Origin of the sequence: Pseudonocardia sp. ICBG1293 (assembly GCF_020131355.1) — a bacterium.
Taxonomy (GTDB): domain Bacteria; phylum Actinomycetota; class Actinomycetes; order Mycobacteriales; family Pseudonocardiaceae; genus Pseudonocardia.
In genome coordinates this window covers 148,655-171,327 of the sequence record NZ_JAHLEL010000054.1, presented here as the reverse complement: position 1 = coordinate 171,327, position 22,673 = coordinate 148,655, and the positions used below count along the sequence as shown (strand labels likewise).

22 protein-coding genes, 1 tRNA gene and 2 pseudogenes are annotated in these 22,673 nt (G+C 72.6%); 20 read left to right on the top strand and 5 right to left on the bottom strand.

Annotation, left to right across the window (positions count from 1 at the left end):
- Positions 1 to 3: 3 nt before the first annotated feature.
- The 3 genes from KPF47_RS31540 to KPF47_RS40535 are packed head-to-tail and all read left to right on the top strand — an operon-like array spanning position 4 to position 2,304.
- Entirely contained in the window at positions 4 to 1,215 is a 1,212-nt protein-coding gene (locus KPF47_RS31540; RefSeq protein ID WP_224392401.1) for an acyl-CoA dehydrogenase family protein, read from the top strand.
- A gap of 27 nt (positions 1,216 to 1,242) precedes the next feature.
- Positions 1,243 to 1,749: an MBL fold metallo-hydrolase gene (locus KPF47_RS40540; protein WP_308015544.1), complete on the top strand. Its 507-nt coding sequence runs from the start codon at positions 1,243 to 1,245 to the stop codon at positions 1,747 to 1,749.
- 18 nt (positions 1,750 to 1,767) lie between these two features.
- Positions 1,768 to 2,304 (top strand): MBL fold metallo-hydrolase, encoded by a 537-nt coding sequence (locus tag KPF47_RS40535; protein ID WP_308015543.1) that lies wholly within the window; start codon positions 1,768 to 1,770, stop codon positions 2,302 to 2,304.
- Positions 2,305 to 2,352: 48 nt separating this feature from the next.
- Here the strand turns inward: KPF47_RS40535 and KPF47_RS31530 are convergent, their stop codons facing one another.
- Entirely contained in the window at positions 2,353 to 2,961 is a 609-nt protein-coding gene (locus tag KPF47_RS31530; protein WP_224392400.1) for a TetR/AcrR family transcriptional regulator, read from the bottom strand.
- Positions 2,962 to 3,154: 193 nt separating this feature from the next.
- Between KPF47_RS31530 and KPF47_RS31525 the strand changes: the two genes are divergently transcribed.
- From KPF47_RS31525 to KPF47_RS31480, 10 genes are all read left to right on the top strand, one after another.
- On the top strand, positions 3,155 to 4,540 hold the full coding sequence (locus KPF47_RS31525; protein WP_224392399.1) for an MFS transporter: 1,386 nt from the start codon (positions 3,155 to 3,157) through the stop codon (positions 4,538 to 4,540).
- A complete protein-coding gene (locus tag KPF47_RS31520; protein WP_224392398.1) occupies positions 4,537 to 4,992 on the top strand; it encodes a MaoC/PaaZ C-terminal domain-containing protein in 456 nt (151 codons plus the stop codon). The genes KPF47_RS31525 and KPF47_RS31520 overlap by 4 nt, the downstream gene beginning before the upstream one ends.
- The gene (locus tag KPF47_RS31515) at positions 4,985 to 5,740 is read left to right on the top strand and encodes an SDR family NAD(P)-dependent oxidoreductase (RefSeq protein ID WP_224392397.1); all 756 of its coding nucleotides are present in this window, start codon (positions 4,985 to 4,987) and stop codon (positions 5,738 to 5,740) included. The genes KPF47_RS31520 and KPF47_RS31515 overlap by 8 nt, the downstream gene beginning before the upstream one ends.
- Positions 5,737 to 7,344 (top strand): AMP-binding protein, encoded by a 1,608-nt coding sequence (locus KPF47_RS31510; RefSeq protein WP_224392396.1) that lies wholly within the window; start codon positions 5,737 to 5,739, stop codon positions 7,342 to 7,344. The genes KPF47_RS31515 and KPF47_RS31510 overlap by 4 nt, the downstream gene beginning before the upstream one ends.
- Before the next feature lie 5 nt (positions 7,345 to 7,349).
- The gene (locus KPF47_RS31505) at positions 7,350 to 8,138 is read left to right on the top strand and encodes an enoyl-CoA hydratase/isomerase family protein (RefSeq protein ID WP_224392395.1); all 789 of its coding nucleotides are present in this window, start codon (positions 7,350 to 7,352) and stop codon (positions 8,136 to 8,138) included.
- Positions 8,135 to 8,638, top strand: coding sequence for a MaoC family dehydratase (locus tag KPF47_RS31500; protein ID WP_224392394.1), 504 nt, complete (start codon positions 8,135 to 8,137; stop codon positions 8,636 to 8,638). Before KPF47_RS31505 ends, KPF47_RS31500 begins: the two co-directional genes overlap by 4 nt.
- Positions 8,635 to 10,173, top strand: a complete 1,539-nt coding sequence (locus KPF47_RS31495; protein WP_224392393.1) for an acyl-CoA carboxylase subunit beta — start codon at positions 8,635 to 8,637, stop codon at positions 10,171 to 10,173. The genes KPF47_RS31500 and KPF47_RS31495 overlap by 4 nt, the downstream gene beginning before the upstream one ends.
- A gap of 5 nt (positions 10,174 to 10,178) precedes the next feature.
- Positions 10,179 to 11,912, top strand: coding sequence for a biotin carboxylase N-terminal domain-containing protein (locus KPF47_RS31490; RefSeq protein WP_224392614.1), 1,734 nt, complete (start codon positions 10,179 to 10,181; stop codon positions 11,910 to 11,912).
- Positions 11,909 to 12,730, top strand: a complete 822-nt coding sequence (locus KPF47_RS31485) for a CoA ester lyase (protein ID WP_224392392.1) — start codon at positions 11,909 to 11,911, stop codon at positions 12,728 to 12,730. Before KPF47_RS31490 ends, KPF47_RS31485 begins: the two co-directional genes overlap by 4 nt.
- A gap of 137 nt (positions 12,731 to 12,867) precedes the next feature.
- The gene (locus KPF47_RS31480; protein ID WP_224392391.1) at positions 12,868 to 13,485 is read left to right on the top strand and encodes a TetR/AcrR family transcriptional regulator; all 618 of its coding nucleotides are present in this window, start codon (positions 12,868 to 12,870) and stop codon (positions 13,483 to 13,485) included.
- Between the two features lie 297 nt (positions 13,486 to 13,782).
- On the opposite strand, the gene KPF47_RS31475 is transcribed toward KPF47_RS31480, so the two are convergent.
- Positions 13,783 to 14,070: a hypothetical protein gene (locus tag KPF47_RS31475; protein WP_224392390.1), complete on the bottom strand. Its 288-nt coding sequence runs from the start codon at positions 14,068 to 14,070 to the stop codon at positions 13,783 to 13,785.
- 81 nt (positions 14,071 to 14,151) lie between these two features.
- On the opposite strand from KPF47_RS31475, the pseudogene KPF47_RS31470 reads away from it, so the two are divergent.
- The 3 genes and pseudogenes from KPF47_RS31470 (at position 14,152) to KPF47_RS31460 (ending at position 16,764) form a co-directional block, all read left to right on the top strand.
- Positions 14,152 to 15,046: pseudogene (locus KPF47_RS31470) on the top strand (IS5 family transposase).
- Between the two features lie 8 nt (positions 15,047 to 15,054).
- Complete coding sequence (locus KPF47_RS31465; protein ID WP_224392389.1) at positions 15,055 to 15,906, top strand: hypothetical protein; 852 nt, start codon at positions 15,055 to 15,057, stop codon at positions 15,904 to 15,906.
- A gap of 15 nt (positions 15,907 to 15,921) precedes the next feature.
- On the top strand, positions 15,922 to 16,764 hold the full coding sequence (locus KPF47_RS31460; protein ID WP_224386276.1) for an IS5 family transposase: 843 nt from the start codon (positions 15,922 to 15,924) through the stop codon (positions 16,762 to 16,764).
- A gap of 330 nt (positions 16,765 to 17,094) precedes the next feature.
- Here the strand turns inward: KPF47_RS31460 and KPF47_RS31455 are convergent, their stop codons facing one another.
- The 3 genes from KPF47_RS31455 to KPF47_RS31445 form a co-directional block, all read right to left on the bottom strand.
- A complete protein-coding gene (locus KPF47_RS31455) occupies positions 17,095 to 17,937 on the bottom strand; it encodes an IS5 family transposase (protein WP_224386276.1) in 843 nt (280 codons plus the stop codon).
- 140 nt (positions 17,938 to 18,077) lie between these two features.
- The gene (locus KPF47_RS31450; RefSeq protein WP_224386276.1) at positions 18,078 to 18,920 is read right to left on the bottom strand and encodes an IS5 family transposase; all 843 of its coding nucleotides are present in this window, start codon (positions 18,918 to 18,920) and stop codon (positions 18,078 to 18,080) included.
- Between the two features lie 394 nt (positions 18,921 to 19,314).
- Positions 19,315 to 19,387, bottom strand: a tRNA-Arg gene (locus tag KPF47_RS31445).
- Between the two features lie 159 nt (positions 19,388 to 19,546).
- Here KPF47_RS31445 and KPF47_RS31440 point away from each other — a divergent pair.
- From KPF47_RS31440 to KPF47_RS31425, 4 genes and pseudogenes are all read left to right on the top strand, one after another.
- Positions 19,547 to 19,945, top strand: a complete 399-nt coding sequence (locus KPF47_RS31440) for a 6-carboxytetrahydropterin synthase (protein WP_224392388.1) — start codon at positions 19,547 to 19,549, stop codon at positions 19,943 to 19,945.
- Positions 19,942 to 20,997 (top strand): glycosyltransferase family 4 protein, encoded by a 1,056-nt coding sequence (locus tag KPF47_RS31435; protein WP_224392387.1) that lies wholly within the window; start codon positions 19,942 to 19,944, stop codon positions 20,995 to 20,997. Before KPF47_RS31440 ends, KPF47_RS31435 begins: the two co-directional genes overlap by 4 nt.
- Entirely contained in the window at positions 20,994 to 21,839 is an 846-nt protein-coding gene (locus KPF47_RS31430; RefSeq protein WP_224392386.1) for an SAM-dependent methyltransferase, read from the top strand. Before KPF47_RS31435 ends, KPF47_RS31430 begins: the two co-directional genes overlap by 4 nt.
- Positions 21,836 to 22,627: pseudogene (locus tag KPF47_RS31425) on the top strand (lysylphosphatidylglycerol synthase domain-containing protein); the annotation flags it as partial. The gene KPF47_RS31430 and the pseudogene KPF47_RS31425, both read left to right, overlap by 4 nt.
- Between the last annotated feature and the right edge of the window lie 46 nt (positions 22,628 to 22,673).

The window sequence follows — 22,673 nt, the reverse complement described above, 5'->3', positions numbered from 1 at the left end:
ATGATGACCACCACCGCCAACCCCACCACGGCCGGGACACTGACGGGCGGCTACGACCTGCCCTGGGCCTTCGACCCCGAACACCTCCAGTGGCGGGACACGGTGCGCCGCTTCGTGGCGGACCGCGTCGAGCCCGGTGCCGCCCGGCGCAGCATCGACTCCCGGTTCGATCCCGAGCTGGTGCGCCAGGCCGGTGAGCTGGGGATGTTCGGACTGCTCGTCGACCCGGAGTACGGCGGGGCGGGTGCGGATCTGCGCACGTTGTGCCTGGCCGTCGAGGAGCTGGCGACGGTCGACTCCTCGCTCGCGGTCACCGTGCACGTCCAGTCGATCTGCGCGTCGCTGCTCCAGCACCTGGCGAAGGGCCGCCCCGAGCTGCTGCGCGAGATCCTGCCCGGCGCCGCCACCGGCGAGACCTTCATCTCGATCGGTCTCACCGAACCGTCCGGTGGGTCGGACGCCGGGAACATCGCCACGACCGCCCGCCGGGACGGTGACGACTGGGTCGTCAACGGCGCCAAGCAGTTCATCACGAACTCGGGGACCCCGTTCTCGAAGTACGTGATCCTGATGTGCGCGGTGGGGGACAACCGGAACGGCCGACCGCCGGTGTCGGCGTTCCTGGTCCCGCTCGACGCCCCCGGCGTCACCGTCGGCGGCGGCTACCCGAAGCTCGGCTGGCGCTCGTCGGACACCCACCCGCTGTTCTTCGACGACGTGCGGGTACCGGCCGACGCGCTGCTCTCCGAGCCCGGCCGGGGCTACCGCGACGTCCTGGAGTTCCTCACCTGGGCCCGGCTGCCCATCGCGGCGATGAGCGCGGGCCTGGCGTCGGGCTGCCTGTCGGACACGATGCGGTTCGTCGAGGAGCGCGCCTCGTTCGGCAGGCCGCTGGGCGCGCACCAGGGCGTGGCGTTCCAGGTCGCCGACGTCGCGGCACTCGCGGCCACCGCACGCACCCTCACCTACGACGGCGCGTGGAAGTACGACCACGGCATGCCGATCAAGGAGGCGGCCGCCACCGCGAAGCTGGTGGCGTCCGAGGCCGCGAACAAGGCGGCCTACATCGCCACCCAGCTGCAGGGCGGCTACGGCTTCGTCGAGGAGACCGCGACCACCCGTCACTACCAGGACGCCCGCATCCTCACCGTGGGCGAGGGGACCTCGGAGGTGCAGCGGATGCTGATCGCGCGCTCGCTGGGCCTGTCCGTCTGATCCGATGCCCGACCCGGAGGTGCACCCGTGACCGACGTCGTCGACGACCAGCTGCTCGCCTCACCCGCGGAGGCGGACCCGGCGCTGCCCTGGCACGCGCCGGGGGTCTACGCCGTGGCCGAGGGGGTGTTCCGGATTCCCCTGCCGCTCCCGGACGAGGGCCTGCACTCGGTCAACGTCTACGCGCTGGAGGGGCCGGACGGTCTGACGCTGGTGGACTCGGGGGAGGCGAGCGCGGCGAGCCGGACGGACCTGGTCCGGGCGCTCGCCGCCCTCGGGCACGGGGTGCAGGACGTCCGGCGGATCCTCGTCACCCACGTGCACCGCGACCACTACACGCTGGCGGTCGCGCTGCGCCGGGAGACCGGGGTCGAGCTCCACCTCGGCCGCGGTGAGCAGGCCTCGCTGAGGCTGGTCGCCGACCCCGCGCGGGGGATGCTCCGGACCCAGCTCGACATGCTCGTCGCATGCGGGGCGGCTGCGCTCGCGGCCGACCTCGCCCCGGCGGACGACCCGTTGCCGGCGTCCATCTAGGAGGAGCCGGACCACTGGGTGGACGAGGGCCCGGTCCGGGCCGGGGACCGGGCCCTCGACGCGCTCCCGACCCCCGGGCACACCGTCGGGCACCTGGTGTTCCGTGACGCCGCCGCCTCGATGCTGTTCGCGGGGGACCACGTCCTGCCGCACATCACCCCGTCGATCGGTTTCGAGCCGGCGCCGCCGGTCCTGCCGCTGGGGGAGTACATCCGGTCGCTGGAGCTCGTGCGGCGGCTCCCGGACACCCGGCTGCTGCCCGCCCACGGGCACGTGACCCGGAGCGTGCACGACCGGGTGGACGAGCTGCTCGCCCACCACGACGACCGGCTGGAGTCCACCCTCGTCGCGGTGCTCCCCGGCGAGCCCGCCTCGGCCCACGAGGTGGCGGGCAGGCTGCTGTGGACGCGCCGGGCCCGTCCGCTGGGCCGGTTGTCCCCGGTGAACCGGATGCTGGCGGTGCTCGAGACCGCGGCGCACCTCGACCTCCTGGTCGCCCGGTCGCTGCTCCGCTCCGACCCGACCGACGGCGTGCGCCGCTACGCCCGGTCCTGATCTCCGCCGACAGGGGGGCCGGTGCCGACGGTCGGGCCGGCCCGGCAGCTACGCCGGAGCCGCCCCCGTCCCGGGGTCCCGGTGCCCGACGATCCGGAGCGCGAAGGCGCCGTACAGCGCGGCGACCTCGCCCGCGCTGTACGCGCCGCCCGGGTCGAACCAGGCCTTGGCGTTGTTGCCCATCTCCAGGATGGCGAACGACGCCACCCGCGGCTCCTGCACGTCGAACAGGCCGGCGTCGCACCCCTGCTCGACGATGGACAGCAGCCGGCGGGCGTAGGCGTCGCGCTTGTCGATGATCGCCTGTCGGTAGGGCTCGTCCAGGCTGCGGATCTCCGTGTTGCACACCGTGACCTCGGCCGGGTTCTCGAGGAAGTCCAGCACCGTGACCTCGGTGGCCCGGCGGAGCTGGTCCGCCACGTCCGCGACGCCCTCCAGGGCCACGGCCAGCGCCGCCAGGGCGCGGTCCATCGCCACGTCCATGATCGTGTGGAGCAGGTCCTGCTTGGACGGGACGTGGTTGTACAGGCTCGGCGCGGACACGGCCAGGACCTGGGCGATGTCCTTCATCGACGTGCCGCGGTAGCCCTGGCTCGCGAACAGGTCGCGGGCCGCGTCCTGGACGGCTTGCGGGGAGACCGCCGTTGACTTCACCACGTGCTCATACTAGCTTCCCCAGTGTCGCTGAATGAACGTTAATTAATACGCCGGTCGGCGCGCCGCCGCCCGGCACCCGCGAGCGGTCGCCCCTGCCACGCGTCCGCCCTCGGGCCTGGACGACAACGACGTCATCGGGTCAGGACGGGCGCGACACCCGTCACCCACGGGGTGGGACGAGGAGCACGCAGACATGGCGAGTGAGACGAGGCCCGGCACCGTGCCGGGGGTGGACGGTGCCGGGCCGGCACCGGGAACGGACGGGGCGCCCCGGCCGCCGATGCGGCGGGTGGCGTTCTCGGTCCTGATCGGCACGACCATCGAGTGGTACGACTTCCAGCTCTACGGCGCGGCGGCCGCCCTGGTCCTCGCGCCCCTGTACTTCCCCTCGGCCGACCCGCTGGCGGGCACGCTGCTGGCGTTCTCGACGTTCGCGATCGGGTTCGGGGCGCGGCCCATCGGCGGCATCGTCTTCGGGCACTTCGGTGACCGGATCGGCCGCAAGAAGGTGCTGGTCCTGTCGCTCACCATGATGGGTGTCGCGACGTTCCTGATGGGACTGCTGCCCACCTACGCCCAGATCGGGGTGTGGGCACCGATCCTGCTGGTGCTGCTGCGCGTGGTGCAGGGGCTGGGTGTCGGCGGCGAGTGGGGCGGCGCGGTGCTCACCGCCGTCGAGTACTCCTCCCCCCGCACGCGCGGCTTCTACGGCAGCCTGCCGCAGGTCGGCGTACCCGCCGGACTCGTGCTCTCGACCGGCGCGTTCCTGCTGGTGGGGATGCTCCCGGAGGAGCAGTTCCTCAGCTGGGGATGGCGGATCCCGTTCCTCATCAGCATCGTGCTGGTGGCGATCGGCCTGGTGATCCGGATCCAGCTCGACGAGACGCCGGTCTTCGCGAAGGTGCAGGTGCGCAAGGAGCGCGCCCGGGTGCCGCTGGCGACCGCCGTGCGCACCTACCCCGTCCAGATGCTGCTCGCCATCGGCTCGATGATCAGCACGGGCGCCTACTTCTACATCGTGAACACCTACTCGCTGAGCTACGTGAGCACGGCGGAGACGATGGGCCGCGGCGAGCTGCTCGCCGCGATCATGTTGTCGGGGGTGGTCGCGGCGCTCGCACTGCCGTACTTCGGCGCGATGAGCGAGCGCTTCGGCAGGCGCCGCATGATCCTCGTCGGCCTGGGCGCGATGGCGCTGTGGATCTACCCGACGATCCTCGCCGTCGACAGCGGGCACCTCGGGTGGGTGATCGGCGCCTACGTGGTCGGCGCGGTGTTCTTCAGCGTGAGCTACGGCCCGCAGGCCACGTTCATCGTGGAGATGTTCGACGCGCGGGTGCGCTTCAGCGCGGCGTCGACCAGCTTCCAGATCGGCGTCCTGCTCGGAGGCGCCTGTGCGCCGATCATCGCGGCCGCCCTGGTCCGGAGCACCGGAACGGTGCTGTCGGTGGCCGTCTACGTCTGCCTGGTCTCGCTCGTCTCGTTCTTCTGCGTCCTCGGCGTGAGCCGGGCGACGCTGGCCCGTGGCAGCGCGGACCTCGACGGCGGGACGGATCCGGAGGAGGTGTCCGGGGCGTGATCACGACCTACCTCGACGAGATCGCGGTCGGCGACACGTCGACGTCGCGGCGGCGCACCATCACCGAGACCGACCTGGTGCAGTTCTCGATGTTCAGCGGGGACTGGCACCCGATGCACACGGTGGTGCCCTACGCCGAGGCCGACCCCCGCTTCGGCGGGCGGATCGCCCACGGGGCGCTGGTCCTGTCGGTGGCGCTCGGGCTGGTGGAGTTCTGGCCGCCCGCCATGCGCGCGTTCTACGGCGTGGACCGGCTGCGCTTCCTCCGCCCGACCCGCATCGGCGACACCGTGCACGTCGAGACCGAGGTGCTCGGGGTGCGACCCCGTCCGGACGGCCACGGTGTCGTGACCTACCGGTTCGCGGTGGTCGACGAGCAGGGCCACGAACTGTGCGTGGCCGAGCTGCTCGCGCTGGTGGCCGACCGTCCCGGGGAGGCGGACGGTGGCTGACCGGCCGACCCACGTCGTGACCGGGTCGACGTCGGGCATCGGGCTGGCGACGGCCCGGCGGCTGGCCGCGGACGGTGCCGAGGTGGTGGTCGTCGGGCGGACCCGGGAGCGGGTCGACACGGCCGTCGCCGAGCTGGGGCCCGCCGCGTCCGGCGTGGCCGCCGACCTCCTGCGGCCCGACGGGATCACCGCGCTGGCCGATGCGCTCGCGGACCGCCCGCTCGACGGGCTGGTCCTCAGCCACGGCGGCGACCAGGTGCCCGGCATCTTCGCCGACTCCGACCCGGACCGCTTCCCGTATCTGGCCGAGGCGATGTTCCTGACCAACGCCCGGTTGTGTCACCGTCTCCTGCCGTCGCTGGCGGCCGGTCCGGGACGTGCCGAGGGCGGGCGGATCGTGCTCGTGACCTCCGACGCGGGCCGGGCGCCCACCGTCGGCGAGGCCATGATCGGGGCGCTCGCGGCGGCGAACCTCATGTTCGTTCGCACGCTGGCCCGCGAGGTCGCCCGGCAACGGGTCCGGGTGCACGCCGTCGGCGTGAGTCTCACCGAGGACACCGAGAGCTACGACCGCGTGATGGGCGCGGGCGACTTCAGCCGCAGGCTGTTCGAGAAGGCCGCGGCGCGGATGCCCTTCGGGCCGGTCCGGGCCGCCGACGTCGCCGCGACGGTCACGCACCTGCTGGGCCCGGACTCCACCGCCACCACCGGTCAGGTCGTCTCGGTCAACGGAGGGCTGACCACATGATCCACGTCCATCCGTACGCGGAGCGCACGATCGGCCGGGTGCTCGCGGAGAAGGCCCGCCGGGTCGGGGACCGGCCCTTCCTGCACTGGGAGGGCCGGACCACCACCTACGCCGAGGTCGACCGGCTGACCACCGCCCACGCGCGCGGGTTCGCCGAGCTCGGGATCACCAAGGGCAGCACGGTCGCGGTGATGCTGCCGAACTGCCCGGAGTTCCTGTGGGTCTGCTGGGGGCTCGGCCGGATCGGCGCGGTCGCCGTGCCGCTGAACACCGCGGCCAAGGGCGAGCAGCTCGCCTACTACCTGCGCCAGTCCGGGGCCGAGTGGGCGTGCGCGGACGCGGAGTACCTCGACACCCTCGGCCCGGCCATGGCCGGGCTGGACGTGCGTGGGGTCGTCGTGCGCGGCGAGGGCGGGGAGCCGCCCGTGCCGCGGCACTCCCTGGACGACGTGGCCGCCGCGTCGGACGCCCCGCTCGACCTGCCCTACGAGGTCGGTCCCGCGGACCCCGCGCTCATCATGTACACGTCCGGGACGACCGGGCCGTCGAAGGGCGTGGTCTGCCCGCACTCGCAGGGCCACGCGGTCGGCGAGCAGATGGCGCGGCACTGCGAGTACCGCCCCGACGACGTCCTGTACACCTGTCTGCCGCTCTTCCACGGCAACGCGATCTGGTACACGGTGCACGCCGCGCTGTGGGCGGACGCCTCGGTGGCGCTCCACGAGCGGTTCTCGGCCCGGTCGTTCTGGGCGCAGGTCCGGGAGTGCGGCGCCACCGCGTTCAACGCGCTCGGGGCGATGGCCAACATCATCTGGCAGCTGCCGCCGTCGGAGGAGGACCGGGCGCACCCGGTGCGCACCGCGATGATCGTGCCGACGAGCCCCCAGCTCGTCGAGGGGTTCCGGGAGCGGTTCGGGATCACCGTGACCTCGGTGTTCGCCATGACGGAGAACTGCGCGGTGACGGTGCTGGGCCCGCACGACGACCGGGCCAAGGCGGCATCGGCGGGCCGGGTCCGCCCGGACGTCGACGTCCGGATCACCGATGACGACGGTCTGCCGCTGGGCCCCGGCGAGGTCGGCGAGATCTGCATCCGGCCGCACGGGCGCGGGATGATGATGCTCGGCTACCACGACATGCCCGAGGCGACGCTGGCGTCGGTCCGGGACCTGTGGTTCCTCACCGGCGACCGCGGCCACCTCGACGAGGACGGCTACCTGTTCTTCGCCGACCGCAAGAAGGAGGCCATCCGCAGGCGCGGCGAGAACATCTCGGCCTACGAGCTGGAGACCATCCTCTGCCGGCACCCCGCGGTGCACGAGGCCGCCGCCGTCCCGGTGCCCTCGGAGCTGTCCGAGGACGACGTCATGGTCTACGTCGTGCGCGCCGACGGCACCGACCCCGACTACGCGGAACTCGTCGAGTTCGCGATCGACCGGATAGCCTACTACATGGTGCCCCGCTACTGGGAGTTCGTGGACGAGCTGCCCAGGACCCCGAGTCTCAAGGTCGAGAAGTTCAAGCTCAGGACGGCCGCCGTCGAGCGGAGGGAACAGCTGTGGGATCGCGAGAAGGCCGGGATCACGGTCCGGAGGGACCGGTGAGACCGGTGCAGGTGGTGGTGCGCCCGGACGGCGCCGCCGAGATCACCCTGACCCGCGAGCGGGCGCTCAACGCGTTGAGCCCCGAGCTCCTGGACGGACTGCGGGCGGCGGTCGACGAGGTCACCGCCGCCGGGTCCCCGGTCGCGGTCGTCCGCGGACGCGGGCCGGCGCTGTCCGCGGGGGCGGACCTGCCGCACCTGCTCGGCCTGCTCGAGGACCCGGTGGCCGTGCGGGACTACATCGCCACGATCGGCGCGGCACTCGACGCGCTGGAGTCGGCCCCGTTCGTCTCGCTCTGCGTGGTCGACGGCTACGGCCTCGCCGGCGGGTGCGAGCTCATGCTCGCCTGCGACCTCGCGGTCGCCAGCAGCGAGGCACGCCTGGGGGACCGGCACATGGAGTACGGCCTCCTGCCGGGCGCCGGAGGGTCGGTCCGGCTCCCGCGGGCCCTGCCCGCCGCGCTCGCCCGCAGGCTGCTCTACACCGGCGAGATCATCGACGGCGACACCGCGGCGGCCTGGGGACTGGTCGGCTGGAGCGTCCCGCCCGCGGAGCTCGACGCGACGGTGGCGGCGATCGTCGCGCGGATGGTGCGCCACAGCCCCACCGCGCTGCGGACGATGAAGGAGCTCGAGACGGCCGGCCGGGAGCGCCCGCACCGCGCGGCACTCGACCACGAGCTCGACGTGGCCGTCGGGTACTTCGCGCACCACACGGACGTCCGGGAGGGCCTGGCGGCCTTCCGGGAGAAGCGCGAGCCGCGCTTCGGCACGAGCAGGAAGGACGAATCATGACGCGTCTGACGCAGCGTCGGGACAGGACGGGCCGGGTCGTGACCGGGCTCTGGTTCGAGGAGCTGACCGCGGGTCTGGTGGTGGACCACGCGATCCGGCGGACCGTGACGGAGACCGACAACCTCCTGTTCACGACGATGTCGATGAACCCCGCCGCCCCCCACCTCGACGCGGAGTACGCCGCCGGGTCCGAGTTCGGCAGGCCGCTGGTGAACAGCATGTTCACGGCCGCGCTTGTCGTCGGGATCTCGGTGCCCGAGCTGACCCTCGGCACCATCGTGGCGCAGCTCGGGCTCGACGACGTGACCTTCCCGGCGCCGGTGTTCGTCGGGGACACGATCCGTGTCGAGTCCGAGGTGGTCGAGGCCCGCGCGTCCCGGTCCCGCCCGGACGCCGGGATCGTCGTCCTGGAGCACCGGGCCCACAACCAGCGCGACGCGCTCGTGTGCCGGATGCGACGCACCGGCCTGATGCACCGCGACCCGGAGGCGGCGGCATGACCGCCGAACTCGTCGGAGCCCCCGGCGGCACGGCCGAGGTCCGCGCGGCGCAGTCCGCCGCCCGCACGGGCCTGGACCCGGCGCGATGGCCCGACAAGCTCCCCGTCCGGGACCGGCTCAGCGTGCTGCTCGACCCCGGCAGCTGGGTCGAGGACGGGCTGCTCGCCAACGCCGGTCGCGACGGCCTCCCCGCGGACGGTGTGCTCACCGGCGTCGGCCGCATCGACGGCCGGAAGGTCGCCGTGATCGCCCACGACTACACCGTCAAGGCCGGCAGCTGGGGTGAGCTGGGCTGCGAGAAGCAGGTCCGCATCCTCGAGCGCGCCGACCGCGACCTGCTCCCGGTGATCTACCTGGTGGACTCCGCGGGTGGGCGGCTCAACGACCAGATGGGCTTCTTCCCGGGCCGTCGCGGTGCGTCCCGGATCTTCCACCTGCAGGTCCGGCTGTCCGGGCGGGTGCCGCAGATCTGCTGCCTGCTCGGGCCGTCGGCGGCGGGCGGGGCGTACATGCCCGCCTTCACCGACTGGGTCGGCATGGTGCGCGGCAACGCCTCGATGTACCTGGCCTCGCCGCGGATCGCGGAGAAGGTCACCGGCGAGGTCACCACGCTGGAGGAGATGGGTGGCGCGGAGATGCACGCCACCGTCTCCGGCTGTGGCGACGAGGTGTTCGAGACCGACGGGGAGGCGATCGCGGCCGCACGGCTGCTGGTGAGCTACCTGCCGACCTCGTTCCGGGAGAAGCCGGCCCGGACCGAGGCGTGCCCGCCCGGACCGCGGGACTGGCCCGCCGGCCTCGTGCCCACCGACCCCAACACCGCCTACGACGTGCTCGACGTCATCGACCGGATCGTCGACGCGGACTCGTTCTTCGAGGTCAAGCCACGGTGGGCCACGGAGATGGTCACCGGCCTCGGGCGGGTCGACGGCGAGGTCGTGGGGATCGTCGCGAACCAGCCGTCGGTGCGCAGCGGGGCGATCTTCGTCGACTCCGCGGACAAGGCCGCCCGCTTCATCACCCTCTGCGACGCCTTCAACATCCCGATCGTGTTCCTGCAGGACGTGCCCGGCTTCATGGTCGGTGTGGCCGTCGAGCGCCAGGGCATCATCCGGCACGGCGCGAAGATGGTCACGGCGATGGCGTCCGCCGAGGTGCCGCGCATCACCGTGGTGCTGCGCAAGGCCTACGCCGCCGGCTACTACGCCATGTGCGCCCCCGGGTTCGAGCCGCGGGCCACCATCGCCCTGCCGACCGCCACGATCGGCACGATGTCGCCCGAGGCCTCGGTGAACGCGATGTACGCCAACCGGATCGCCGGCATCGAGGACCCCGCCGAGCGCGCGGAGTTCCTCGCCCGGCGGGTCGCCGAGCAGGAGGCCGAGATGAACCTGCTGCGGATGGGCAGCGACCTCGTCGTCGACGCCGTCGTCGAGCCGGAGGACCTGCGTGCGGAGCTCGTGCGCAGGTTCGCCGACGCCGAGGGCTGGGAACGCACCCCCGGTCGTCGCCACCACAACGTGAGCCCGGTGTGAACGGCATGCGCACGGTGTTCGTGGCCAACCGCGGGGAGATCGCGGTCCGGGTGATCCGGGCCTGCCGCGACCTGGGCCTGCGGGCGGTGGCCTGCTACGCCGACCCCGACGACGGCGCGCCGCACACCCGGATCGCCGACGCGGCGGTCCGGCTCCCCGGCTCCGGCGCCGCCGAGACCTACCTGGACGCCGCCGCGGTGGTCGCCGCCGCGCGGGCCGCGGGTGCCGACGCGGTGCACCCCGGCTACGGCTTCCTGTCCGAGAACGCCGACTTCGCCGAGCAGGTGCTGGCCGCCGGGCTGACCTGGGTCGGGCCGACCCCCGAGGCGATGCGGGCGCTGGGCGACAAGGTGTCCGCCCGCGCCGTCGCCCGTGCGGTGGGGGCACCGATGGCCGCGGGCAGCGAGCGCCCGGTCACCGGGCCCGCGGACGTGGCGGACTTCGCCGACGAGCACGGGCTGCCCGTCGCGGTGAAGGCCGCGCACGGCGGCGGCGGCCGCGGCCTCAAGGTCGCCTGGACCCGCGAGGAGATCCCGGACCTCTACGAGTCCGCCGTCCGCGAGGCACGTCAGGCGTTCGGGGAGGGCGACTGCTTCGTCGAGCGCTTCCTGCCCCGGGCGCGCCACGTCGAGGTGCAGGTCCTGGCGGACACCCACGGCGCCGTCGCCGTGCTCGGCACCCGGGACTGCTCCCTGCAGCGCCGTCACCAGAAGCTGGTCGAGGAGGCCCCCGCACCCTTCCTCGACGACGAGGTGCGGGCGTCCCTGCACGAGTCGGCCGCCGCGATCTGCCGGGCCGCGGACTACACCGGAGCGGGGACCGTCGAGTTCCTGGTCGGCGCGGACGGCACCGTGTCCTTCCTGGAGGTGAACACCCGCGTCCAGGTCGAGCACCCGGTGTCCGAGGAGGTCACCGGGGTGGACGTCGTCGTCGAACAGCTGCGGATCGCCGCGGGGGAGAAGCTCGACGAGTCGGGCGTGCTGGCGGTGCGCGACCACGCCCTCGAGTTCCGGGTCAACGCCGAGGACCCGAGCCGCGGCTACGTCCCCTCGCCCGGCACCATCACCCGTCTGCGGCTCCCTGGTGGACCGGGTGTGCGCGTGGAGTGCGGTGTCGACGAGGGCTCGGTGATCGGCGCCGGTTTCGACTCGATGATCGCCAAGATCGTCGTGCGCGGGCGAGACCGGGCGCAGGCGCTGGCCAGGGCCCGGCGCGCGCTCGCCGAGACCGAGGTCGAGGGCGTGCACACCGTGCTGGCGCTGCACCGGGACCTGCTCGACCGGCCCGAGTTCGCCGGCGACGCCCTCACCGTGCACACCCGGTGGCTGGAGGAGGAGTACACGCCGCCGGCCACGCCCGCCGACCCGGGTGCGGTCGCCGGCCGGGTCCGGATCGGACGCAGGACGCTGCCCGTCGCGGTGCCGGGGCTGCCACGGGCCTCCGGGCCCGCGGCCGACGCCTCACGCCGGGCGCTCGCCCGCTCCGGTGACCTCGGCCCGGATGGAGTGGCCGGGAACGTCCTGGTCAGCCCGATGCAGGGCACGGTGGTCCGGGTGCTGGTCGACGAGGGCGACGAGGTGACGGCGGGGGCCGTCGTGGCCGTCGTCGAGGCGATGAAGATGGAGAACCCGGTGCGGGCGGGTGTCGCGGGCGTCGTCGCCGACCTCGCGGTGACGGTGGGGGACTCCGTCGCACAGGACGCGCCGGTGTGCCGGATCGACGAGGCGGTCCCGGCATGAGGATCCGCAGCCTGCTCTTCGTCCCGGCGGACCGGCCGGACATGCTCGCGAAGGTCGGGCGGGTGCATCCCGACGCCGTCGTCGCGGACCTCGAGGACGCCGTCGCCCCCACCGCGAAGGACCGGGCACGGGACACGCTGGTCGCGGTGCTCGCCGACGAGCGGCCGGGGGCCGACCTCGTACTCGTGCGGGTCAACCCGCCGGGGACGCAGTGGTTCGCGGCCGACCTCGCGGCGTGCGCCGCCGCCGCGGCGGACGGGATCGTGCTGCCCAAGTACGAGCGGGTGGAGGACCTCGTCCACGTGCGGGCCGCCCTGCCACCGGGGGCCCGGGTCGTGGTCGGGATCGAGAGCGGGCTGGGTGTCGCCGACGCCCGCCCGCTACTGGCGGCGGGCCCGGACGCCGCCTACTTCGGTGCCGAGGACTACGTCGCCGACCTCGGCGGCAGGCGCACGGCCGCGGGCACGGAGGTGCTCTACGCGCGCAGCGCCGTGGCCCTGGCGGCCCGTCTCGCGGGTGTCGCCTCGATCGACGAGGCGGTGGTCGAGGTGCGCGACGAGCAGGCCTTCCGCCGCAGCGCCGCGCTCGGCCGCGACCTGGGCTACCAGGGCAAGATCTGCGTCCACCCGCGCCAGGCCGAGATCGCCGCCGAGCTGTTCACCCCCACCGCCGAGGAGGTCGCGGCCGCCGAGGAGGTGCTCGCCGCGGCGGCGGCGGGTGTGGCGGTGGTCGACGGCCGCATGGTGGACGCGGTCCACATCGCGATGGCCCGGCAGGTCCTCGCCCGCGCCGGGCGGCCCGGCCCGGCCACGTCCTAGGACGACCCGCCTCCCGTACGGGAGGAGTTCCCCCGTCGTCCCGGCCGCCCAGCGGGGAACGGACCCGTGGGGTCGGCCCGGTTCCGAGGGGCGAACCCCGGGCCGGGGGGACGGCCGTCGGTTGCGACACTTGCCGGGTGCGACCAAGCCGTCACGAGGCCGGGGAGAACCGCGTCGCCCGCAAGCGGGCCGCTCGTCGCCGACTCGTCGAGCACACCGCGGCCGACCTGTTCGCGGAGCGCCGCTACGACGGCGCGGGATTCGACGAGATCGGTGCCCGGCTGGACCTGCGCGGTCCCAGCCTCTACCACTACTACTCGTCCAAGGAGGAGCTGTTCCTCCGCACCGTCGAGAACGGGCACGCCGAGGTGCTCGACCGGCTCCGGGTCATCGTGGCGCGCGACCTGCCGGCCGAGGAGCGGCTGCGGCTGCTGTTCGTGGAGCAGGCGATCATCGAGTTCCGGGACTTCCGTGCGTTCGCCTCGCTGTTCCTCATGTCGGTGCCCGTCCCGGCGATCGCGGCCCGGCTCGCCGAGCTGCGCCGTGAGCACGGTCAGGTCTTCCGCGCCCTCGCCGGGGAGGTCGCCGAGCAGCACGGGGTCCCGGCCCGCCGGGCGGGCATCGCCGTGCTGCTCGCGTTGGGCGCGCTGGGCAACCTGCACTCCTGGTACCGCGCCGACGGTCCGTTGAGCCTGGAGGCGATCGCCGCCGAGGTCGCGGACATCCTCCTGCAGCCCTTCCTCGGCGCGGAGTGAGCAGGCCGTGGCGACACCGGCCACCACGAACGGTGCCGGTGTGCCGCGGCAGCGTGGTCGGAAGAACCTGTCCCTGCGTTCCCGGGCTGCGGTCCCGCGAGGCCGGCCCAGCCCCCGCCGAACCGCGACGCCGCCGCGAGCATCGGACGGCAACCGGGCCGGCGCGACCGGGCGACGGCGGGTGCGCTGGTGATCGTCAGTGCTGCCCGAGCAGGTCGGCGCGAACGTCGAGCAGGTGGTCGTGCATGCGTTCGCCTGCGAGTTCGCCGCGACCTCCGGACCTCTCTGCATCCGTCCTCATTCCAAGCCGAAGAGGGAGCCGACGGCCGCCCGTAGGGTGTCGTCCTCCGCCTGCACGGTGGAGCCCTCCCGGGGGATGGCCCGCTCCAGCGTCAGGCCGTTGAGGACGGTGAGCAGGAACCGGGTCCGTGCGGCGTTGTCCCCCGGGGCGAGCGCTCCTTCGTCGACCAGGACCTTGAGCCAGTGCGTCACCCGGCGCTGGGTCTCCCGCTCGATGGCGAGGTACGCGGCGCGAAGTGCGGTCGACGGCCGCGGAGCGATGAACTCGGCTACGACCCGGCACATGTTCGTCCTGGCGGAATCGCCGACGCCGAACTAGGGCGCGTCTCCTAACCCGGCTGGTCGGGCCTGCGCGATGATCAGTAGGTGTCGCGCCGTGCCGTCCTGACCGATGCCCAGTGGGACCGACTCGAGCCGTTACTGCCCTCGTCGGACGGGATGCCAGGGCGCCCGTTCGCCGATCACCGCAGAGTGATCGAGGGGATCATCTACCGGTTCCGCTGCGGGCTGGCCTGGCGTGATGTCCCGGTCGAGTTCGGGCTGTGGCAGACCCTATGGAAACGCCACCGCCGCTACTGCGGTGACGGCACCTGGGACCAGGTTCTCGCAGCTCTGCTCGCCGATGCCGACTCCGCCGGTCTCGTGGACTGGGCCGTGTCGGTCGACTCGACGATCATCCGCGCTCACCAACACGCCGCGACCCTGAAGCGGGACACAGGGGGCCGGATCGAACTACAAGAATCTGCTGATCGAGCCGCCCGATCACGCCTTGGGCCGCTCCCGCGGAGGGCTCGGCACGAAGATCCACCAGCTCGTTGACGGACACGGCCGCCCGCTGGTCGTACTGGTCGGCCCTGGCCAGGCCGGTGACGCCCCGATGTTCGCGCACCTGATGTCACATCTGAGCGTCGGACGGGTCGGTCCGGGCCGACCGCGGACCCGACCCGAGCGGGTCCGCGCTAAGGCCTACTCCTCACGCGCCATCCGCGCCCACCTGCGCAGACGACGGATCGTCGCGGTCATCCCGGAGCCGGCTGACCAGCAGGGACACCGGAAACGACGCGGCACACGCGGCGGTCGACCACCGGCGTTCGACCGGGTCGACTACCGCGGCCGCAACGTCGTCGAACGCGGGTTCTGCGAGGTCAAGCAGTGGCGCGGCCTCGCGACCCGCTACGACAAACTCGCCCTGACCTTCCGCGGCGGAGTTGCACTGAAGGCCATCGTCACCTGGTTGCGCACTTTAGGAGACACGCCCTAGAAGTCGGTGTGGCGGCGATCGCGTCGCCGTCGGGGCCGCGGATCGCGGGCAAGCACGGGCTCAGCTTGTTGTCGATCGGAGCGACTCTGACCGGTGACCTCGATCTGCTCGGACACCACTGGAACGTGGCCGAAGAACGGGCCGCGCAGTTCGGAACGTCGATGAACCGCGACGGCTGGCGTCTCGTCGGTCCCATGCACCTGGCCGAGACCAGGGAGCAGGCGTACGCCGAGGTCGAGCATGGTCTCGACGACTGGTGCAACTATCTGCAGCACATCGCCGCAGTACCGCACTTCGAACCAGGAGGCGACACCTTCACCGAGCGCGTCGACTGGATCAACAACAGCGGCATCGGTGTCATCGGTACCCCGGAGGACGCCATCCGCCAGATCAACGTACTCGACGAGCAGTCCAACGGTGGCTTCGGCGCCTACCTGATGATGGGCCACGAGTGGGCCAATCCGGCCGCCACGGCTCGCCACTACGAGCTGTTCGCGGAGGCCGTTGCCCCGCACTTCCAGGGACGGCTTGACCGGCTCGCCAGGTCGGAAGCGCAGGCGCGCGCTGCGCGGTGGTCTCTACGCCCGACAGGGGGTCGCGCTCGAAGAGGCCACCGCACGGCACGAGGCGGAGAAGGCTGCGCAGCAGGCCTGACCCTGCTGCCGAGCGGCGGGCCGAGTGAAATAGGTCCGGCCCGCCGCACATCTCCACACCCCTTCAGGGGCCGTCCGGTGCGAGCTTCGGTACAACGGTGCCGGATAAGAGGTCGCGCGGATTGGTCACAGCTTGGCCGCGGTCGAGTGTCTGGGGGCGAGGGCGGGTACGGGCCTGCCGATCATGAAGTTATCTACGCTTCGTGATCGTCTGGAGGCCGCGTGCCCACCCTGCCATCATGGCTGACCGAGCCGTTGTGGGACCAGTTCACCGCGCTGCTGCCTCATCGAGACGAGTTCGATCCCACCCATCCGCTGGGCTGCCATCGCCGCCGGATCGCGGATCGGATCGTGTTCGACAAGCTCCTGCAGGTACTGCGGTTCGGCTGCTCGTATGAGGGCATCGCTGACAGCACCTGCTCGGCGACCACCATCCGCGATCGTCGTGACGAGTGGATCAGGCTCGGGGTCTTCGCCCAGCTGCGTCGGATCGTCCTGGACGCCTACGACCGCATCGTCGGTCTGCTGCTGCACGACATCGCCGTCGATGGCGCCATCACCAAGGCCCCCGGCGGCGGCGAGGTCGCCGGTCCGTCGCCGGTGGACCGGCGCAAACAGGGTATGAAACGTTCGGTGCTCGTCGAGGGATACGGCATCCCGCTGGGCCGAGTCCTGGCCGGAGCCAACCGGCACGACTCCCCGCTACTGGGCCCCACCCTCGACCGCCTCGATGCTCTCGGCCCGCTGCCCGACGACATCACCGTGCACCTCGACGCCGGCTATGACTCCGGCAAGACCCGCGACACGCTGGCCGAACGAGGCCTGCACGGCGAGATCGCGCACAAGGGTGAGAAAGCGCCGATCCAGGCCACCCGCCGCTGGCACGTCGAGCGGACCAACGCTTGGCACAACAGCTTCAACCGGCTGCAGCGCTGCTACGAACGACGAGAAATCGTCGTCGACGCGTTCTTCGACCTCGCCGACACGATCGTCACACTCCGTAGCTTGATTCGGCAGGCCTGGACCACACACCGCTGGAACGCCCGACCTGCACGACGTCCATGATCACCAACCAATCCGCGCGACCTCTTAGAGGTCATTTCAGAACGAGGTCGACGTGTCTGTTGTAGACGACAAGCGGCTATCTGACCTGCCGTTTGATCTGTCGTCGAGGGGTCAATGGAAACTCGACAAGTCGTTCTGAAACGACCTCTTAGAGCGCCCGGCAAATGAGGTCGTGGGGGTGTCGTTGCAGGTAGAGGCACGGACTCTCCAGGCGACCATCAGGACATCAGCAATCCCATGATCACTTGCAGGTCCGTGTCTCTACCAACACCGACACACGGCCACCTCTACTGCCGGACGCTCTTAGAGGTCGCGCGGATTGGTTGGTGATCATGGACGTCGTGCAGGTCGGGCGTTCCAGCGGTGTGTGGTCCAGGCCTGCCGAATCAAGCTACGGAGTGTGACGATCGTGTCGGCGAGGTCGAAGAACGCGTCGACGACGATTTCTCGTCGTTCGTAGCAGCGCTGCAGCCGGTTGAAGCTGTTGTGCCAAGCGTTGGTCCGCTCGACGTGCCAGCGGCGGGTGGCCTGGATCGGCGCTTTCTCACCCTTGTGCGCGATCTCGCCGTGCAGGCCTCGTTCGGCCAGCGTGTCGCGGGTCTTGCCGGAGTCATAGCCGGCGTCGAGGTGCACGGTGATGTCGTCGGGCAGCGGGCCGAGAGCATCGAGGCGGTCGAGGGTGGGGCCCAGTAGCGGGGAGTCGTGCCGGTTGGCTCCGGCCAGGACTCGGCCCAGCGGGATGCCGTATCCCTCGACGAGCACCGAACGTTTCATACCCTGTTTGCGCCGGTCCACCGGCGACGGACCGGCGACCTCGCCGCCGCCGGGGGCCTTGGTGATGGCGCCATCGACGGCGATGTCGTGCAGCAGCAGACCGACGATGCGGTCGTAGGCGTCCAGGACGATCCGACGCAGCTGGGCGAAGACCCCGAGCCTGATCCACTCGTCACGACGATCGCGGATGGTGGTCGCCGAGCAGGTGCTGTCAGCGATGCCCTCATACGAGCAGCCGAACCGCAGTACCTGCAGGAGCTTGTCGAACACGATCCGATCCGCGATCCGGCGGCGATGGCAGCCCAGCGGATGGGTGGGATCGAACTCGTCTCGATGAGGCAGCAGCGCGGTGAACTGGTCCCACAACGGCTCGGTCAGCCATGATGGCAGGGTGGGCACGCGGCCTCCAGACGATCACGAAGCGTAGATAACTTCATGATCGGCAGGCCCGTACCCGCCCTCGCCCCCAGACACTCGACCGCGGCCAAGCTGTGACCAATCCGCGCGACCTCTTAGAGGTCGCGCGGATTGGTTGGTGATCATGGACGTCGTGCAGGTCGGGCGTTCCAGCGGTGTGTGGTCCAGGCCTGCCGAATCAAGCTACGGAGTGTGACGATCGTGTCGGCGAGGTCGAAGAACGCGTCGACGACGATTTCTCGTCGTTCGTAGCAGCGCTGCAGCCGGTTGAAGCTGTTGTGCCAAGCGTTGGTCCGCTCGACGTGCCAGCGGCGGGTGGCCTGGATCGGCGCTTTCTCACCCTTGTGCGCGATCTCGCCGTGCAGGCCTCGTTCGGCCAGCGTGTCGCGGGTCTTGCCGGAGTCATAGCCGGCGTCGAGGTGCACGGTGATGTCGTCGGGCAGCGGGCCGAGAGCATCGAGGCGGTCGAGGGTGGGGCCCAGTAGCGGGGAGTCGTGCCGGTTGGCTCCGGCCAGGACTCGGCCCAGCGGGATGCCGTATCCCTCGACGAGCACCGAACGTTTCATACCCTGTTTGCGCCGGTCCACCGGCGACGGACCGGCGACCTCGCCGCCGCCGGGGGCCTTGGTGATGGCGCCATCGACGGCGATGTCGTGCAGCAGCAGACCGACGATGCGGTCGTAGGCGTCCAGGACGATCCGACGCAGCTGGGCGAAGACCCCGAGCCTGATCCACTCGTCACGACGATCGCGGATGGTGGTCGCCGAGCAGGTGCTGTCAGCGATGCCCTCATACGAGCAGCCGAACCGCAGTACCTGCAGGAGCTTGTCGAACACGATCCGATCCGCGATCCGGCGGCGATGGCAGCCCAGCGGATGGGTGGGATCGAACTCGTCTCGATGAGGCAGCAGCGCGGTGAACTGGTCCCACAACGGCTCGGTCAGCCATGATGGCAGGGTGGGCACGCGGCCTCCAGACGATCACGAAGCGTAGATAACTTCATGATCGGCAGGCCCGTACCCGCCCTCGCCCCCAGACACTCGACCGCGGCCAAGCTGTGACCAATCCGCGCGACCTCTTATTCTCGTCGACCTGGCGCTGGAGCTTGGTCAGCGCCTTCTCGGCCTCCTTGCGGGTCCGCGCCGTCTCCTTGAGCTGCCGGCTCCGCCCCGTCAGCGGATCGACGCCCGCGAAGACGATCGCCCGGAACGAGCCGCTCGGCAGCTCCTCGATGTGACCTCGTGACCTGCGCTTCCCCGCCGCCATGGACGCAGCGTAGGCGGGTTTCGTTCCACGAATCGTTCCACGGCGGGAAGTCGTTCGCGATCGTGAACAGCGTTTCCGCTGGTCACGGTGTAGTGCCCCCGGCAGGATTCGAACCTGCGGCACCCGCTTTAGGAGAGCGGTGCTCTATCCCCTGAGCTACGAGGGCGTAGCGGGCGAAGACTACCGGTGCCCGTACGGACCGGCCCGCCCGCCTGCATCGTCACCCGGTCACCGCGCTGGGCCCGTCCTGTGGTGGTTTCATGAACTTTGCCCGTTTGTCATCCGTAGGTACGGAACGGGTACCGCCCCGGCAGGAGGAGTTCCGTTGTTCAGCATCACCGTCCGTGACCACGTCATGATCGCGCACAGCCTGCGCGGCGAGGTCTTCGGACCGGCCCAGCAGCGGCACGGGGCGACCTTCCTCGTCGACGCCACCTTCCGCCGTCGCGACCTCGACCCGGACGGCATCGTCGTGGACATCGGGCTGGCCACGGCCCAGCTGTCGGAGGTGCTGGCCGACCTCAACCACCGCGACCTCGACGACCACCCCGAGTTCGCCGGGGTCAACACGACGACCGAGTTCCTCGCCCGCACCATCGCCGACCGGCTCGCCGACCGCATCGGCGCGGGCGCGCTCGGCGGCAACGCCGACGGCCTGTCCGGTCTGGTGGTGACCCTGCACGAGTCGCACGTCGCGTGGGCGAGCTACGAGCGGGACCTGTGACGGCAGCCGCCCCGACGGCCCCGGCCCGCGCGAGGGGCCGGACGGTGCACGTCGTCGTCCCCGCCGGGATCGACGACCCCCGCTCCCCGAGCGGCGGCAACCACTACGACCGCCGGGTCTGCGCAGCGCTCGGCCGCGACGTCACCGAGCTGCCGGTCGCGGGTGGCTGGCCCGAGCCGGGCGAGGCCGACCTCGACCGGCTCGACACCGCACTGGCCGGCGTCCCCGACGGGGCGCCGGTGCTGCTGGACGGGCTGGTCGCCTGTGCCGCCCCGATGGTCCTCGACCGGCACGCTGACCGGCTGCACCTGGTCGTCCTCGTACACCTCCCGCTGGGCGGCGAGCTCGGCCTCGCCCCGGCCGTCGCCGCCGGGCGGACCGCGCGGGAGCGGGCCACCCGGCACCGGGTCGCCGCGGTCGTCACCACCAGCGGGTGGACCGCGCGCCGGGTCGTCGCGGTGCACGGGCTGGACACGGACCGGGTGCACGTCGCGCGGCCGGGCGCCTGCCCCGCCCCGGCGACGGCCGACGGTCCGGCCGGGACGCGCCTGCTCGCCGTGGGGGCGCTCACCCCGACCAAGGGCCACGACCTGCTCGTCGAGGCGCTCGCCGACGTCGCCGACCTGCGCTGGTCGCTGTGCCTGGCGGGGCCGCTCGACCGCGACCCCGGGCAGACCGCGCTGGTGCGCGAGCGGATCGACCGGTTCGGGCTCGGCGACCGCGTCACCCTCGCCGGCCCGCTGGCCGGCCCCGACCTCGACGACGCCTACGCCCGCGCCGACCTGCTCGTGCTGCCCTCGCGCGCCGAGACCTACGGCATGGTCGTCACCGAGGCGCTCGCCCGGGCGGTCCCGGTCCTGGCCTGCGACGTCGGCGGGGTCGCCGAGGCGGTCGGCGGCGGCGGGATCCTCGTCCCGCCGAACGCGCTCGCGACCGCGCTGCGGGACTGGCTCACCGACCCGGGCCTGCGCACCACCGTGCGGGCCGCCGCCCGTGCCCGGCTCGACGGCTGGACCGTCACCGCCCGCACGATCGACGGGGTGCTCCGGTGACCGCCGCGCCGATCCAGGGGGCGGCCGGCAACCCGCTGTGCCCACCCGAGTGGCTGGCCCTGCGTGAGCCCGCCGACGCGGAGGCCCGCTCGGCCGATCTCGCCGCCGCCGTCGCGGCGATGCTGCCGCCCGGCCCGCTGCGGGTGCGCGACCTCGGCTGCGGCACCGGGTCGATGGGCCGCTGGCTCGCCCCGCTGCTCCCCGGCACCGACGGCGGCCCCCGCCGGGACCAGCACTGGGTGCTGCACGACCGCGACCCGCTCGTGCTGGAGCACGCGCTCGCGTCGCTCCCGCCCGGGGTCACCGGCGAGGCCGGGCCCGGGGACCTCACCGGGCTCGGACCGGACGCCCTGGCCGGGACGTCGCTGGTCACCCCCTCGGCCCTGCTGGACCTGCTCACCGCCGGGGAGATGGACGCCCTCGCCGCGACCTGTGTCGCCGCGGGCGCCCCCGCGCTGTTCACCCTGTCGGTGTCCGGCCGGGTCCGTCTGCACCCCGCCGAGCCGCTGGACGCCGAGCTCGCCGCGGCCTTCGACGCCCACCAGCGCCGCGACGAGGGCGGGCGCCGGATGCTCGGCCCGGACGCGCCCGCCGTCGCCGCGGCCGCGTTCGCCCGGCACGGTGCGCAGGTCCGTACCGCCGACTCCCCGTGGCGGCTCGGCCCGGACCGGCCCGCGCTGGTCCGGGAGTGGCTCGCCGGCTGGCTCGACGCCGCCTGCACCGCGGAGCCCGCGCTGGCCGCGCACGCCCCCGGCTACCGGGGGCGGCGCGAGGCCGCGCTCGCCGCCGGGGAGCTGCGGGTGGAGGTCGGCCACGTCGACGTGCTGGCGGCCCCCGCATGAGTGCCGGCGCGCTGCTGCGGCTGCTCGGCGGGCTCGGGCTGCTCGCGATCCTGTTCGTGCAGGTCGGGGTGGGCCCGGTCGTGGAGCGGCTGCGCGGCATCGGACCCGGTGCCGTCGCCGCCGCGCTCGTGCTCGGCGCGCTCGCGACCGTCCTGTCCGCCTGGCGGTGGCGGATGGTGGCCCGCGGCATCGGGCTCGCCCTGGCGCCCTCGCGGGCGGTCGCCGACTGCTACGGCGCCACCTTCCTCAACTCGCTGCTGCCCGCCGGCGTGCTCGGCGACGTGCACCGCGCGGTCAGCCACGGCCGCAGCCAGGGCGACCTCGGCGCCGGGGTGCGCGCCGTGGTCATCGAACGCGCCGCGGGGACGCTGGTCGCGGTCGGGGCGGCCGTCGTCGTGCTTGGTCTGCAGCCGGACCTGCTGCGGGCGGTGACCGGCCCGCTGCCCGGCGGGACGATGCCCGTCGTGCTGGCCGGCGCGGTGGTGCTCGCGGTCGCGCTGTGGCTGCTCCGGCCCCGGCTGCGCCGGCTGTGGTCCGACGCCGCGGTCGTGCTGCGGCCCCGCACCGCCACGGGAGTACTCCTCACCTCGGTCGCCGCGCTGGCCTGTCACCTGACGCTGTTCGTCGTCGCCGCCCGGGCGGCCGGGGCGACCGCACCGACCGCCGTCCTCGTGCCGTTGCTGCTGGTGGCGCTGCTGGCGATGACGGTGCCGTTGACCGTCGGCGGCTGGGGACCGCGCGAGGCGACGGCCGCGGCCTCGTTCGCCGCGGTCGGGCTGCCCGCGGCGGAGGGCCTGGCCACCGCCGTCGCCTACGGGGTGCTGGCGCTGGTCG